We start from the raw sequence: 14252 nt of genomic DNA, 5'->3' as shown, positions 1-14252 counted from the left end.
CGCCAGCCTTCTCTTTAAGTCGGGCTGGGATATCGCATCCGGAAACTAGCAATGCAAACTTTGAATGTGGGATGTTGCTGACCGTCTCGCATGACGTCGCTGTTTGATTTCGTGCGCGTCAAAACAGTGCGGAGAAAATGACGAGGAGGGGGGGCAATCGACCTGCATCCGAGAATTTTCTTGACAGCAATCATGATCCGTCTTTCTACGATGCAATCTCGGAATGAAATAGAAAACGCACCAATTCTTTCTCATGAGAATGGTCGTTTTCGTACCGCGGAATGTTAGCTTAAAGTATAGACGAAAGTGCCATTTTAACTAGGGCTCGTTGCGGCATCTTGCGCAAAAAAATATCGTCGAAATTATTGTTTTCCGCGGGGTAATAAACCTGCTTTTCTCTGAAATAAAATTTGGAGTATGCTCGTCGTGACGACAACACCCGCGCACTAAAATTTCACAAATTGATGAAGGGCAGGCAGGCTTGTTGCTGCATAAAAATAGAATGGCAACTGGAAAATATACCGCGCCATTTTTAATCGGGAAGCAATTGAGCAATGCAATATTCCCGCTGTCCAACATCTCTGCGCGGTTGTCACGCAATGTGGCTTTGCACTGGTCGAAATCATGGTTGGCAGTGGCGCTCATGGGGATACTTAGCGATTAGCGACGCTGATTTTTTCCAAGTTGATGGGAGGCACCGATGATGCACGGATTCTCGCAGCCCGCCGGGATATTGCGACCTTGATGCAGGCGCTGAAAATATAAAAGCCGGCAATATCGCCGATGCACTATCGCGCTGCAAGCCGACCAATTCGAGTACCGACGGCGTTCTCGGTCCAGATGGAATGGCGATCTTCAAGCGTCTGCCGGCAGCTTGCATTTACCGCCGGATCTGGCCGTCGCCGTGGCCGATTTTTTCGACGCGCTTGCCTGGCGCCAAGGAGATCTCGGCAACCGACAATCCGGAACCGGTGGCGTTTCCCACCAGCTCCTTTGGGACAATGGCAAGGTCCGCATGTGCCGCACGGCAAGCGACTCCATGTCATTGATGATGCGCGAATCCAGCTATGGCACGATGCTGTGGACCAGGGAGCAATAGGAACATGGGTGGCTATTTCAAAAGTATTATCGGCAAAAACATGCGCCGCCATAGCGCGCGCATGCCCGCGTTCGTCAGCCTGGTTTTGTTCATGCTGCTATGTGCCTGCGCCGCGTACTGGGGCATGACGTTGCTCAAGCCGCCGCTACGGGCGGTTGCACCGCCGCCTCAAACAGAGGCGCCGCAGATTGATATTTCTCAAGCGGCCGGATTGTTTGGCGGCCATGAAAGCACGGCTGCCAGCAACTACCGGCTGACGGGGGTGGTAGTAGCGCAAAATGCTGCGGAAAGCGTGGCCATCCTGAGTGCGGAGGGCCAGCCCGCGCAAGTGGTCCGGGTCGGCAAAGAAGTGCAGCCGGGAACCGGCATCAAGGAAGTGCATAAGACCTATGTACTGCTGTCGGAAGGCGGCATTCTCAAACGGTTAATCCTGCCCGAGCACGCCGAGACCAAACTGGAGATGGCGTCAGCGGGTCCGCCTGCGGCGCCGGTGCCGCTGCCTGCGGCTCCACCTGAGGTGCCCGTAGCTCTACCCACCGCGCCGGCAATCCCGCCTGCTGCGTCAGCGACCCCGCCCGCGGTGGCCACCCCATCTGCGGCGTCCGCGACCCCATCCACAGCGCCTGCGACACGACCCGGCAGGCCGCATCATGCCAACCGTTAGCCGTTTTTATTGAATCGAAGCGCAGTATTTGCGCAGGCGTCGTTTGTTACAAAGATTTCTATTGGCAAAAAAGACATTCATCCTATAAACTGTCACCAACGTAACAATGAATAACAAGTAGTTACAGTTAAAATAATTCGGGGCAATGACCGCATTGCATCTCCGAATTCATAAGGGGGACTTATGAAAATTCTCTCCATATTCGGCACCCGCCCGGAAGCCATCAAGATGGCGCCGGTGCTCAAGAGTCTCGCGTTGGAGGCAGAAATCGAGTCCCTTGTCTGCACCACCGGGCAACACCGCAGCATGCTGCGGCAGGTACTGGACGTTTTCGAATTGCAGACCGATTTCGATCTGGACCTGATGGTGTCGAACCAGACATTGAATGGCCTAAGCTCCCGTCTTTTCACGGCACTCGATCCCTTGATAGAGCAAGTAAAGCCGGATCGCGTGCTGGTGCATGGGGACACGACGACGGCTATGGTGGGCGCCGTTGCTGCGTTCCATCGCGGGATCCCGGTTGCGCATGTCGAAGCCGGACTGCGTACCGGCAATTTGAAACAACCCTGGCCTGAAGAGATGAATCGCAGGGTGGTCGACGTCGTCAGCGACTTGCTGTTTGCGCCAACTGAAGGATCGAAACAAAATCTATGCAGGGAAAATCTGGCCGGCAAGGTCTATATCACCGGCAATACGGTGATCGATGCCTTGATGGTTTCCAGTACGCGGATTTCGCTTGACGACGCATTGCGCGCCGGGCTCGATGCGCAATTCCCCTTCCTCCAATCGGGCCGCAAGATTCTGCTGGTTACCGGCCACCGGAGGGAAAATTTCGGGCCAGGATTTCAGAATATCTGCACGGCGCTGGCCGAGCTTTCCGCGCGTTCCGACATTGATATCGTCTATCCGGTGCATCTTAATCCCAATGTGCAGCAACCGGTATCGACAGCCCTGTCTCATCTGCCCAACGTACACCTGATTGCGCCGCTGGATTATCTCTCGTTCGTACGTTTGATGCAGCGCGCGCATGTCATTCTCACTGACTCCGGCGGCGTCCAGGAAGAAGCGCCGTCCCTGGGCAAGCCGGTGCTGGTGATGCGCGACGTCACCGAAAGGCCGGAGGCGGTTCTCGCAGGCACGGTCGAACTGGTGGGCACCGACGTGGAGCGCATCGTTACGGCTGTCCATAGGCTGTATGACGATGAAGCCGCATGGAGGTCGTTTGCCCAACACCACAATCCCTATGGAGACGGCTACGCCTCGCAGCGCATCGTGGCAGCCTTGCTCAACCGGACCGTATCGGAATTCACCGCGCAGCCGGAAATATCGCATCAGGTAGCAGTAGATGGTCAAGAGGATCCCGTAGTCATTTAGCGTCCATGTCCTGGGATTTCGTTCGATTGTAAAGTCTTCTTGCATTGATTTTTCAGGGCATCATGACAACCAACTGGCTACATTTCCTTGCTGATTATTATGCGCTGCTGGAACTTACCACCTGCGTTGTCGCGGTATTGTTTCTGGTGTCGGCGGCTGACGATCTGTTTGTCGATGCCTGGTACTGGATCCGCCAGGCTTACCGTCGGCTGACCAGAACGCGCACCTATCGGCCGGTCACGGAACAGCAACTGGAGCAACACGCCGAGCAGCCGCTTGCGATCATGGTGCCGGCGTGGCTAGAGTATGACGTGATCGCCCAAATGATCGAAAACATGGTGACGGTTCTCAACTACCGCAACTATGTGATTTTCGTTGGAACCTATGTCAATGATGCGCACACCATTGCAGAGGTGGAGCGGATGCGTCGCCGCTACAAGCAATTGCATCGGGTCGAAGTGCCCCATGCGGGGCCTACCTGCAAGGCGGACTGCCTGAATTGGATCATCAACGCGATTTTCCTGCATGAGAAGAAGCGCGGTTATCAATTTGCCGGCGTCATTCTTCACGATAGCGAAGATGTGCTGCATTCTCTCGAACTCAAATTCTTCAATTACCTGCTGCCGCGCAAGGACATGATCCAGCTTCCTGTGATGTCGCTCGAACGCAAATGGTCCGAGCTGGTGGCAGGAACCTATATGGATGAGTTCGCGGAGTCGCATGCCAAGGACATCGTTGTCAGGGAAAGCATCAGCGGCATGGTGCCTTCGGCTGGCGTCGGGACCTGTTTTTCTCGGCGCGCCCTGCAGGCGCTGGCCAGCGACAATCAAAACCAGCCTTTCAACACGGACACCCTGACTGAAGACTATGACATTGGCGCGCGTCTGGCGAGCATAGGGATGACATCCATATTTGCCCGTTTTCCTGTCCATTTTTCGGTCAATCGCAAAACATGGTTCGGTTTCGGAAAGGAGCGCCAGGTCACGCTCAAGATGCCGCTATGCGTGCGCGAGTATTTTCCCGACCACTTCAAGACGGCCTACCGGCAAAAAACGCGATGGGTATTGGGCATCAGCCTGCAAGGATGGGCGCAAATCGGCTGGAGCGGCTCGCTTGCAAACAAATACCTGTTGTTTCGGGACCGCAAAGGCATCGTCACCGCCCTCGTCAGCGTTCCTGCTTATCTGCTGCTGTTGCAATTCCTGCCGTTCTGGATCGCCGACCATTTCGGATTCTGGAAACTCGCCTCCGGGTCAGTGCTGCAATCGCAAACATGGCTCCATTACGTGCTCTACGCCAACCTGTCCGCACTGGCGTTGCGCGCCTCCCAACGTGCCTATTTTGTCAGTCGCTTGTACGGACCTGTACATGGGTTGCTTTCCGCGCCGCGCATGGTGGTTGCCAATTTTATTAACTTCGTGGCAGTGGCTCGGGCCTGGAAATTGTTCCTGGCGCACCTGCTGTTCGGGAAGCGCCTGGCATGGGACAAGACCATGCACGACTTCCCCTCCGACGATCGCCTCATGCGCACGCGCCAACGCCTCGGTGAACTGCTGGTTTCATGGCAGGCAATCACCGAGGAGGATATGAAAAAGGGATTGCAGGAACATACGGAGATGCACCTTCCCCTTGGGCACATATTAGTGGCCCGCGGTTATATCGACGAAGAAACCCTGGCGGAAGCAATCGCCTTCCAGTCCGACCTGTCGCGCGCCGAAATCAGGATCGCGGCCTCCTTGCCCGCCCCGGTATCGCTTGATATGTGTGTAAGGCTGGGCGCGATGCCGATCGGGCAGGACGCCAATGGCAAGCCGATTGTCGCAGTCGGCAAGCCGCTTGCCGATGATGCGCTCAGGGAGCTTGCCTCAGCCTTTGGCACACAGCCCGTGCAACATATTGCGCGGGACAGCGAAATAGTCTCCGGATTGCGCCTGGCCATGGCCGAAATGAATGCAAAATCCATCAAAAGAGAATTTAAAGGCGCATCGCTCCTTGGCGAACTACTGATCCATAATGGGAAAATCACGCGGGAAACGCTGGAGCAGGCGATGCAGCACTATATCTCTCCGCAACATGGCCGCATTGGCGACTATCTCGTCGGTCGCGGGCTGGTGTCGCGCGAGGTTATCGAAGAAACTGTGCAGCAGCAAATGGCTCTGCTCAGACTAGCATTGGGAGTGGCATGAGAAAATACCCGGTTTCGCTGCGTTTCCTGGGCAGCAGTCTTGCTGCCGTCACCTTGCTTGTAGCCACTGGCGCCGGCGCCGCGGAGCGGCCGCTTAGCGGCCAGGCATATCGGATTGCCGATGAGGCCTACAAGGCTTTTGCACAAGGGGAATATGATGTCGCGGCGGCAAAGGCGCGCGAGGCGATCCGCTTGCGGCCGGATGTCGCGCGTCTTCGCGACCTCCTGCAAAAGGCTGAGCTGGCGCGTCGCACGATGCAGGCGCAGCTTGCCTTCAACGCTTCCGCGGCTTCTTATCAGGCCCTGGAGCGCCGCGACTTCGCGCAGGCGGTAGAGCTGGCGCGCAAGGCGGTGGATTACCTGCCTGCCGTGCCGGCATTTCGCATCGCCCTGATCAATGCGCTGGTTGCGGCGGGAGAGCTTGAGCAAGCGGAGCAAGCTGCTTCCGACATGATCAAGCCAGACACGTCGTCGAGCGAAGCGCTGCTACTGCGCGGTGCAATACGCCAGCAACGCGGTGCTGTCGAATCTGCGCAAACAGACTTCGATCAAGCGCTGTCGAGTGCAGGCCCCGCTGCGCAGCGAGGCATCCGGCTGGTGGCTGCCGACGCCGCGTTGGCCAATGGCGATCCACAGCGGGCGCTGCGTCTGCTCGAACCTCTGCAGGGCAGGGAGGACAAGGAAGCGGCAGCGCGGCGTGCGCTGGCGACAATCATGCGTGGCCGGTCCGGCACAAGCCACGCCGCCCTGGCGTTCAGCTTCCCGCTTGTCAGCTGCACGTCCGGACCTGACTTGGTCTCGGCATGCGACATCAATCCCGGTGCAACGTCTGCGGATCCGGGATTCATGCTTGCCGATCAAGCATATCGCGCTTTCGCCGACAAGAACTACGCTCTAGCGAGCAGCAAGGCCGGCGAAGCGACCCAATTGTCTCCTCGCGACCTTAGCTATCGCCGCTTGCAGGTGCAGGCGCTGAGCGCGCAGGGATCGCTGGCCGAGGCAGAACAGGCCGCAAATGCCGCCTTGGCCGACTTCGGAAACGATGCCGACATGCTGCTGGCGCGCGCCGATATACGAAAACGCCGCGGAAACCTGGATGCAGCCCAGGCTGATTATGCTGCCGTGCTGAGCGCGCCGGACAAAACCACCAGGACCGAGATCTCGGCATTGATCGGGCTCGGCCGGAAAGAAGACGCGCGCGCGCGCCTGGCAGCGGCGGCCAGCTCTCCAGAGAAAGGATCCGAACTTGAGCTAGCCTATCTTGCCCTCCAGGCGGGAGATAACCAGGATGCGCTCGAGCTGTTCAACCGTGCGGAGGCGCAGGGCACGCTCACCGATGCCGCTCGCCACGACGCAGCCTACACCGCCGCGCGCCAGGGTCGCAATGAACAGGCAATCGGGTACCTCAACCGGACTGTCGATGCGGCGCAAGCAGGCCGTCTTACGCTGGATGCGCAGCAGGTCTACGATGTGCGACGCGAATCCGCTGACCTGGAGCGCCGCTGGGGGATGCGGGCAACACTGAGCGATAGAGGCGTTGCCGCGGCGGGCATCGGGGTGCCGCGTGGCGGCACGATCGACGGCAAGGACATCGCCGCGGAAGTATACTGGCGCCCGTTTGGATTGCAGAATGGGGCGCTGGTGGAGGTCTATGGCCGGGTCAATGAAACATTAAGCGGCGGATCGGGGGTCCCGACCGGATCTGCCACAGCCCAGGCTGCGCTCGGCGCACGCGTGAAACCGTTCAGCGAGGTCAACGCCATACTGGCGCTCGAGCGCCTGGTGCCATTGGGGGACGCTACCAGCGGCGACTGGCTTGCCCGGGCTGGCTTCTCTTCGGATGCCGGACTGGATTTGCACGCGGAGCAAACCAGCTGGCTGAGTACGCACGTGTATGCTGAAGCAGGACATTACTTCCAGCATCCGCAAAGCTATGCCACCCTTGAAGGGCAATTGGGGCGTAGTTATCGGCTTGGCGAAAGCGGGTCGACCCTGGTCCTGTTTCCGCACCTCGTGATGGGGGCGGACTATGATTCCGGCCTCATTGAGCACGACAAAAAAGCAATCGGAAGCGGCATCGGAACCAATATGCGTTATTGGTTCCGGCAGGATTACTATAACGCGCCGCGCTCCTATTTCGACCTGTCGCTGCAGTACCGCTGGCGCATTGCCGGCGACAAGCGGGCCGAAGGCTGGTTCATCCGGCTCAGCGCCTCGTATTGAGCAAGCGATGCGCCGGCGCGCCTGATCAAGGAAGCGAACCATGAAGATGCACCTCGCCGTTTGCAATGTGAAGTCGAGGGCGAATTTGCGCAGGTTCAATCGGCGCCGCATATTAGGCATGCTTGTGGTGGCAACGCTCTGCGGTTGCCAGCAGGACCCGCTGCAAGCCAGGCTCAAGCAATCTCCGCCGACGCGGGTGCGAGGAATCGTGTGGCAGCTCGATGACCAGACGCTGCATCCTATGGGAAACTGGGAAAGGCTAGGGGCGCGTGAGCTGCTCATCCAATGGACGGCCGTGGATGGCATCAACTACCTGCCAGGCGCCGAGGGCCGCGCTGCCGCGAGATTTCCTGATTGGCAGCGGATTGCAGCTGAACCTTGGGCGAACAAAGTGATTGTCGGATTGGCAGGCAGGTTCGACGAAACGGCGGCCCGCGCAAATGTTGCCGCGCTAATTGAAGAGTCGCGCAAGCTTGCCGCGTTGCCGACGCCGCTGCATGTGGCGGGTTGGTTCTTTCCACTGGAGGTCGATTCGAGCTGGTCCGATGCAGCTCGCCTTGGCCCGCTGCTGGCAGCTTTGCCGCGGCCACTGTGGATCAGCGTGTATGACAGCGCCAATGTCGGCGCCGATACGTTGTCGCAATGGCTTGCTTCCTGGCTGCCGCCAGACGTGGGTATTTTCTTTCAGGATGGCGTCGGTATCCACGCGCGCGAGGCAAGCGTGGCCCGGCATTATGCAGACGTGCTGGCTGCTCGTTTTGGAAAGCAGCGGGTACGTATCATCGCAGAAGCGTTTCGACCCCGCCAGGGAGGAGGATTCCGCCCGGCCACAGCCGCAGAACTCAAGCCGCAACTTGCCGTCTATGACGGTTTTTCCGTTTACTTGTTCGATGGTCCGCATTACCTGAACCGCGACCTGGTGAATGAGCTGGCCGGTCCAGAAAATGCTGCAGAAAATGGGGGCTGAGGCTCAGTCGAATACCGCTAGGGGCATTCGACTGAGCCTCAGCCCCTTGCCGCAGATGCTATGAAGGACTACCCAAGTCAGTGCCCTCAACCAGGAATGGAAGTTGTGGAAGCCATTATTGGTCAGGAGCGCTGAAACGAACGCGCCTGAGATAGTCCTTCAAGGCAGCAGGAGCGGATTGTTCTTAACTGCCCGACAATACGTTATTGAATGTCGACCACAGCGGTTGTGTGGACGGCACCAAGTCTTCTTTGCCATACCACCAGAAATAGCCGCCGATATAGTTTTTCACAGGTGGCTTCAAGGTGTAGTAGCGCGTCAGGTAGGCTGCCTTGTTGGTAGTGGTGGTGCCGGTTTCGCCAAATCCGACCTTGGAGTTCGGAAACATGGCCGACAGCTTCGTAAACACGGCATTCCAGTCAGGAACCAAACCGTTGCAGTCCTCTTCGTAGTAGCTGACCAGCACGTAGTCAAGCCCGGTTTTCATGCGCGCCGGAATATTCGCATTCGCCCAGGTGAACATCTCGTTCGCTGGATTGGACCAGCAGTCCTGGTTGTAGTACAGCGTCAGAGCGGCAGTCTTGCCTTGCCCTTTGGTCAGGTCGTAAGCACCGGTCATCTTGGCGACTACGTCGGCGTTTTTGCCTAGCCACTCACCATTGATTTCGTTACCGATTTCCCAGATGTTCACCACGTCGCCAAGGGCTGCCATGTATTCGCTTGTGCGGTTCAGGTATTGCTGGACCGTGTATTGATCCATCGCCGAGGAGTCAAGGATCTCACCCATCACATAACTGACTTTGTTGATCGCTACAGCCGCGTTGCGGTAGCCGGATGCAGGCTGCCATTCGTCGAACACAATGCGAGTGGTCGGCTTTTTCGACAGTTGGGACAGGGCGGCGGTGGTGGCAGTCAATCCCGATATGTCGTCAATGGTTATGCCGTACATTTGCTGGTTGGCGTAACTGACTGCAGTAGTAGTGGTAGTCGTTGTCGTCGGCGCTGGCGCCGGGGTCCGCGATCTCCATGCGTTCGCCTCGCCATGTAAAACCATACCGAGCATGGCGCCTAAAATGATGGTGACAGATTTCAATTTATACATTACAATTCCATAAGATTGAGAAATAATTTGTTATTTACAACCTTTAGTCGCCGTGTCCATTGCGAGCCCCTTTCCGCATTGGGGCATCGGATACGCCGAATTCAGGTCAGCGTGAACCATCGCTGCTTGATTCATGTCCGAACGAGCAGCATCATTCGACCAAGAAACGGCTGGTATCTTGGCGAAGAAGAAAAATCTTGAAAAACGTCTTGCACTGCTGCGGGTGATAAATCGGAATTCATTGCCAGGGCTGGTCGACCTTGCAACTGGTCAACCGATTGGCATACTTATCCCCCTGCCTGATGTGCGGACGCATACAACTCTGGCGTGCATGCGAGCCCAGGTCCATCCCCAAAAAAGTATATGACCCGCGGAAACGGGGGCGCGCTAGCGCCACCGAACAAGCTCGTGGCGACAGCCACAGGCTATGGACGGCATGGGTATCAAGGCTGCACAGCGCAAACGCCTGGGATTATTTCATTCGTTACCTCCTTCCTTCAGTTGTGGTGCTCAGATTGATTGACGGCTCAGCTGCCTTCAGTGAAATTACATCGTTTACCAATGCAAAATAGCCCGCCAATTCCCTGAGATCCTCATGGAACAGCAGGCTGGTGCAGCTGAGATGGTCTCCGCGGAGATCTTTGGCTTGAGAGTGCGGAAGCGTGGCTAGGTCAGAAGCGAGGGAAGAAAACCCAGCTATTCGGCGCGACTCGGCCACGGCCGTAGTTCGAGTTTGCGCTGTGAAGCGAACATCCCGGCGCGTCATGCCACAAACTGCTTTACGGTTGAATGTGTAAGCGAGTGCAGGGGAGATGCTCTAACCACCGGCCAATTAGCGTTCTTCCCTGCATTCGTCGATCGAACAGCAGTGACGCTTGCCGCGTGACAAGAGCTTGCATTTCCCATAATCCTCTTGACAGCTTGCGAAAGTCGGCCTTGGGAACAATAGGGGGCTTCATATTGTTTTTCCATGGGCGAAGTATACCTAACACTTCTGTCTCAGGAATTTATTCTAGCTATCGTTCAGAATGGATTAATCAATGTTTAGTGATGAATATTGTCAAAATTTACCGGGAGATGCCAGAAAATACACGTGGATACGTGATATTTTTCTAAACTTGACAGAAAATTTGAATGCAGAACTTCCTGTTTCATACCGGTCGCCGTCGCCACTTGATGAAGGATTTTTTTTAGAAGCGGGGGCGGCTATAACTGCTTTGGCAGAATGAAGAAGGGAATTTACAATGACGCCATTTTCGCGCCGGTTACTGCAAGCTTGGATCCCGTTCACTCGCAAATCCTGCGTAATTGACTTCAAGCATCCTTTGATTTGAGGTGATGGCCGCCCATACGAAATTTATCTCTGTGATCTCCCATCAAGGCGCGCAATTCTTTGATCTTGAGGTCGCTGATTTCTTGCATCTGGATCAGAAGCGACGCGCCAACTGGCAAACGATGATGGCGAAGCTTGCTGATGACTGGTGGTGCGACTTCGAGTGCGCGTGCCAGGGCCGCATCATTTTTCAAATGTAATTTCTCAATCAAAGAATCAAGCAGGTGATTTGGATCATAGGTTTCCTGCTCGTTGACCTGGTTCTTGCCTGGATCGGCGGAGGCGGAGGTGGTGTTCATGTCAAGTGACTCCTCATGTTGTACTAAACATTACAATCATTAACACAGAGACAATGTCCAATATAGCAAAATTGTTTTCAATTTCATATATCAGTATTGTTATGATTTGCTAAATCGATATAATTTATTTCTTTTAAGAAAGTAAATTGTGGAAATAAATTTTTTTAAAATGGCTATAAAAGCCATATAATGCAACCTCCTTAGGGGAGTAGCCGCCTTCGTCTTTCGAAGAGCGCATGTCAACATACTTGGCGCTGTATCCGATTTACGCCATGGCATGCGCGACCGCACGGTTTGGCAAGACCTATGGTGCTTCCCTTTACCCGGCCGGGCGAAGGCGTCGCGCCATTCGTCAGTGCCCGGCCCTCAGGATTCCACATGCTTATTCATCGCCAATGGCAGCGCCAGGATGCTGCCACAGCCAGTTCCGCCAAGCCGCTTCACCTTTCATTTTTTCTTTCGCCGGCATCCGTGGTTTATCCGACGGAGGCACGCTCATGATGCTCAGCTTTGCTCTGCTGCTCGGTTCGGCCGTAGTGATCTACCTTTCCTGTGAATATTTCGTCAACAGCATCGAATGGGTCGGACGCCGGCTCGGCATCGCGCAAAGCGCGGTAGGCACGGTACTGGCGGCGTTCGGCACGGCCTTGCCGGAAAGCGTGGTGACATTTGTCGCCGTGGTGTTCGGGCGCGATGCGGCGCACCGGGAAATCGGCGTCGGCGCGGCGCTGGGCGGGCCGCTGGTGCTGGCGACCATTGCTTATGCGGTGGTGGGCCTGATGTTCATCCTGAACCGCAAAAAAATCGGCGGCATGCTGCTGTCGGCCAGCGCTGCGCAGCGGCTGAGCCGGGACCAGGCCTGGTTCATCGGGATCTTCGTGGTCAAGGTCGGCCTGGGGCTGGTGGCGTTTGCGGTCAAGCCTTGGCTCGGTGTGTTTTTCCTGCTGGCCTACGGCGCATATATCTGGGGCGAGATGCGCAAGGAAGAAGACGCCGATGCCGAGATAAACGACCTGGAACCCTTGAAATTCCGGCCGCACGATGCCCAGCCGGGCATCGGCTGGGCCTTGCTGCAGACCCTGGTGGCGCTGGTGGTGATTTTCCTCAGTTCGCAGCTGTTCGTGCATCAGCTGGGCGATATCGCGCCATGGCTGGGCATCTCGCCGCAACTGGCTGCGCTGCTGCTGAGCCCGGTCGCGACCGAGTTGCCGGAAATCCTGAATGCGGTAATCTGGGTCAGGCAGGGCAAGCAGAACCTGGCCTTGAGCAATATCAGCGGCGCCATGATGATCCAGGCGACTATCCCGACTGCGCTGGTGCTGATCTTTACGCCATGGATGCTGGGACCGGCGCTGGTGTGGGCGGCGGCGGTGACGATGATGTCGATGTTCGGCCTCTACGTGCTGCTGCGCAAAGGCATGCTGAGCGGCGGCCGGCTGGCAGTGTTCGGTTTGCTGTACCTGGTATTTGCCGCCGGCCTGGGGTGGATCGGCGTGCACTGAGCTGAAGCAAAACGCCCTATAATGTTGTTGTTTTCATCTCGGCGCCGGGACGACCCGGCGCCGTATCTTTATCCGGGGACGACCCCATCTTTCCGGAGGTCGGATGGCCTGGATCATTCTCTTTCTCGCCGGCCTGGCCGAAATCGTCTGGGCTGTCGGCCTCAAATATTCCGAAGGGTTCAGCCGCCTGTGGCCGTCCGTGATCACGGTGGCCGGCATGGCTGTCAGCATCTGGCTGCTGGCGTTGGCGATGCGCACTTTGCCGCTCGGTACCGCTTATGCGGTATGGACCGGCATCGGCGCGGTCGGCTCCTTCATCGCTGGCATCGTGCTGCTGGGCGAAACGGCGAGCCTGGCGCGCGTCGCCAGCGTCAGCCTGATCGTGCTGGGTTTGATCGGGCTGAAACTGTCGACCGCAGGCTGATACTTCTATGCGGCGGCGTTGATCTTGGTGGCGGCGCTGACCGCTTTCGATTCGAATCCGGCATGCGCTCTCAAGGCTTGGTAGCGCAGGCAGGTGACGCGCAGGAAAGAGGCGAAATTGCTGGCCTCGCCCAGGTGCGTGGTGACTTCGTCGTGCAGTTTGGCGATCAGCTGGTTGGTGGTCAAATCGTTATCCGCCGCCAGTTCCGCCAGGGTTTGCCAGAACAGGTTTTCCAGCTTGATGGTGGTGATGACGCCCATGATGCGCACCGAACGGGCGCGCGATTCGTACAGGATGGGATCGGCTTGGGCATAAATCTGACACATCGGATACCTCGTTTCTTGAACAATCGCAGTGAGCGGCCCGCCTTGCGGCCGGCCGCATCGCATCCATCATAACTCGATGCGGGTTCCCAATGCGGCCAGGAACAGCGCCAGCCAGGCCGGATGGGCCGGCCATGCCGGCGCGGTCACCAGGTTGCCGTCGCGGTGGGCGGCGGTGATGTCGATTTCCGCATATTTGCCGCCCGCCAGCTTGACTTCCGGGGCGCAGGCCGGATAGGCGGAACAGGTTTTTCCTTCCAGCACGCCGGCCGCCGCCAGCAGTTGCGGGCCGTGGCAGACCGCTGCGATCGGTTTGTCGGCGGCATGGAACTGCTGGACGATTTCGATCACGCGCGGATTCAGGCGCAGGTATTCGGGGGCTCTGCCGCCCGGGATCAGCAACGCATCGTAGCGGCTGACATCGACATCGCTGAAAGCGGCGTTCAGGGTAAAGTTGTGGCCGGGTTTCTCGCTATAGGTCTGGTCGCCTTCGAAATCGTGGATGGCGGTGCGGACCTGGGCGCCGGCGGCTTTGTCCGGGCACACCACGTCGACCTGGTGGCCGACCATCTGCAGCGCCTGGAACGGCACCATCAATTCATAATCTTCGACATAATCGCCGGCCAGGATCAGGATTTTCTTTGCGCTCATGATAGGTCCTTCAGTGAAGTGGGTGGGGCAGTAAAGCTCGAGTATGGAACAGCACGGATGCGGCAGGTAATAGCAGGCTATTACCTGCCCAGGTTTCGATGCTGCG

General features: G+C 57.2%; 12 protein-coding genes and 1 riboswitch. Of the genes, 8 read left to right on the top strand and 4 right to left on the bottom strand.

Going from position 1 to position 14252, the window contains the following annotated elements; genetic code table 11:
* The first annotated feature begins 1103 nt into the window (after nt 1-1103).
* From V8G57_RS24520 to V8G57_RS24500, 5 genes are all read left to right on the top strand, one after another.
* Nucleotides 1104-1763, top strand: coding sequence for a type II secretion system protein N (locus V8G57_RS24520; RefSeq protein WP_342831589.1), 660 nt, complete (start codon nt 1104-1106; stop codon nt 1761-1763).
* A gap of 183 nt (nt 1764-1946) precedes the next feature.
* Nucleotides 1947-3137, top strand: coding sequence for a non-hydrolyzing UDP-N-acetylglucosamine 2-epimerase (gene wecB, locus V8G57_RS24515; protein WP_342831588.1), 1191 nt, complete (start codon nt 1947-1949; stop codon nt 3135-3137).
* A gap of 62 nt (nt 3138-3199) precedes the next feature.
* Nucleotides 3200-5323 carry a glycosyl transferase family protein gene (locus V8G57_RS24510; protein ID WP_342831587.1) on the top strand — a complete coding sequence of 708 codons (2124 nt, stop codon included), beginning with the start codon at nt 3200-3202 and terminating at the stop codon, nt 5321-5323.
* A complete protein-coding gene (locus tag V8G57_RS24505) occupies nt 5320-7545 on the top strand; it encodes an NfrA family protein (RefSeq protein ID WP_342831586.1) in 2226 nt (741 codons plus the stop codon). Before V8G57_RS24510 ends, V8G57_RS24505 begins: the two co-directional genes overlap by 4 nt.
* Before the next feature lie 46 nt (nt 7546-7591).
* Nucleotides 7592-8512 carry an alpha-amylase family protein gene (locus V8G57_RS24500; protein WP_092400535.1) on the top strand — a complete coding sequence of 307 codons (921 nt, stop codon included), beginning with the start codon at nt 7592-7594 and terminating at the stop codon, nt 8510-8512.
* A 184-nt stretch (nt 8513-8696) separates the two neighbouring features.
* Here V8G57_RS24500 and V8G57_RS24495 read toward each other — a convergent pair whose 3' ends face one another.
* Nucleotides 8697-9614, bottom strand: coding sequence for a hypothetical protein (locus V8G57_RS24495; RefSeq protein WP_342831585.1), 918 nt, complete (start codon nt 9612-9614; stop codon nt 8697-8699).
* A 1040-nt stretch (nt 9615-10654) separates the two neighbouring features.
* Between V8G57_RS24495 and V8G57_RS24490 the strand changes: the two genes are divergently transcribed.
* Entirely contained in the window at nt 10655-10843 is a 189-nt protein-coding gene (locus V8G57_RS24490; RefSeq protein WP_342831584.1) for a hypothetical protein, read from the top strand.
* Between the two features lie 85 nt (nt 10844-10928).
* On the opposite strand, the gene V8G57_RS24485 is transcribed toward V8G57_RS24490, so the two are convergent.
* Nucleotides 10929-11246 carry a hypothetical protein gene (locus V8G57_RS24485; protein ID WP_092400464.1) on the bottom strand — a complete coding sequence of 106 codons (318 nt, stop codon included), beginning with the start codon at nt 11244-11246 and terminating at the stop codon, nt 10929-10931.
* 195 nt (nt 11247-11441) lie between these two features.
* Nucleotides 11442-11620: riboswitch (yybP-ykoY riboswitch) on the top strand.
* A gap of 123 nt (nt 11621-11743) precedes the next feature.
* On the opposite strand from V8G57_RS24485, the gene V8G57_RS24480 reads away from it, so the two are divergent.
* A complete protein-coding gene (locus V8G57_RS24480) occupies nt 11744-12748 on the top strand; it encodes a sodium:calcium antiporter (protein ID WP_092400466.1) in 1005 nt (334 codons plus the stop codon).
* Nucleotides 12749-12851: 103 nt separating this feature from the next.
* Nucleotides 12852-13172 carry a quaternary ammonium compound efflux SMR transporter SugE gene (gene sugE / locus V8G57_RS24475; RefSeq protein ID WP_092400468.1) on the top strand — a complete coding sequence of 107 codons (321 nt, stop codon included), beginning with the start codon at nt 12852-12854 and terminating at the stop codon, nt 13170-13172.
* Nucleotides 13173-13177: 5 nt separating this feature from the next.
* Here the strand turns inward: sugE and V8G57_RS24470 are convergent, their stop codons facing one another.
* Together V8G57_RS24470 and V8G57_RS24465 are read right to left on the bottom strand one after the other, a co-directional pair.
* Entirely contained in the window at nt 13178-13498 is a 321-nt protein-coding gene (locus V8G57_RS24470) for a ribbon-helix-helix domain-containing protein (RefSeq protein ID WP_061541128.1), read from the bottom strand.
* A gap of 66 nt (nt 13499-13564) precedes the next feature.
* Entirely contained in the window at nt 13565-14146 is a 582-nt protein-coding gene (locus V8G57_RS24465; protein WP_342831581.1) for a DJ-1/PfpI family protein, read from the bottom strand.
* Nucleotides 14147-14252 lie beyond the last annotated feature (106 nt).

The organism is Collimonas rhizosphaerae, from assembly GCF_038896935.1.
GTDB classification, from domain to species: Bacteria; Pseudomonadota; Gammaproteobacteria; order Burkholderiales; family Burkholderiaceae_D; genus Collimonas; species Collimonas rhizosphaerae.
The sequence above is the reverse complement of the archived record's forward strand: the minus strand, read 5'-3'. Positions and strand labels throughout refer to the sequence as shown.

Excerpts from the sequence above, each read along its gene's own strand:
- V8G57_RS24495 (WP_342831585.1), bottom strand. The coding sequence starts at position 9,614 with ATGTATAAATTGAAATCTGTCACCATCATTTTAGGCGCCATGCTCGGT.
- V8G57_RS24490 (WP_342831584.1), top strand. The coding sequence starts at position 10,655 with ATGTTTAGTGATGAATATTGTCAAAATTTACCGGGAGATGCCAGAAAA.
- V8G57_RS24470 (WP_061541128.1), bottom strand. The coding sequence starts at position 13,498 with ATGTGTCAGATTTATGCCCAAGCCGATCCCATCCTGTACGAATCGCGC.
- V8G57_RS24520 (WP_342831589.1), top strand. The coding sequence starts at position 1,104 with ATGGGTGGCTATTTCAAAAGTATTATCGGCAAAAACATGCGCCGCCAT.
- wecB (WP_342831588.1), top strand. The coding sequence starts at position 1,947 with ATGAAAATTCTCTCCATATTCGGCACCCGCCCGGAAGCCATCAAGATG.
- sugE (WP_092400468.1), top strand. The coding sequence starts at position 12,852 with ATGGCCTGGATCATTCTCTTTCTCGCCGGCCTGGCCGAAATCGTCTGG.
- V8G57_RS24465 (WP_342831581.1), bottom strand. The coding sequence starts at position 14,146 with ATGAGCGCAAAGAAAATCCTGATCCTGGCCGGCGATTATGTCGAAGAT.
- V8G57_RS24480 (WP_092400466.1), top strand. The coding sequence starts at position 11,744 with ATGATGCTCAGCTTTGCTCTGCTGCTCGGTTCGGCCGTAGTGATCTAC.
- V8G57_RS24500 (WP_092400535.1), top strand. The coding sequence starts at position 7,592 with ATGCACCTCGCCGTTTGCAATGTGAAGTCGAGGGCGAATTTGCGCAGG.
- V8G57_RS24505 (WP_342831586.1), top strand. The coding sequence starts at position 5,320 with ATGAGAAAATACCCGGTTTCGCTGCGTTTCCTGGGCAGCAGTCTTGCT.
- V8G57_RS24510 (WP_342831587.1), top strand. The coding sequence starts at position 3,200 with ATGACAACCAACTGGCTACATTTCCTTGCTGATTATTATGCGCTGCTG.
- V8G57_RS24485 (WP_092400464.1), bottom strand. The coding sequence starts at position 11,246 with ATGAACACCACCTCCGCCTCCGCCGATCCAGGCAAGAACCAGGTCAAC.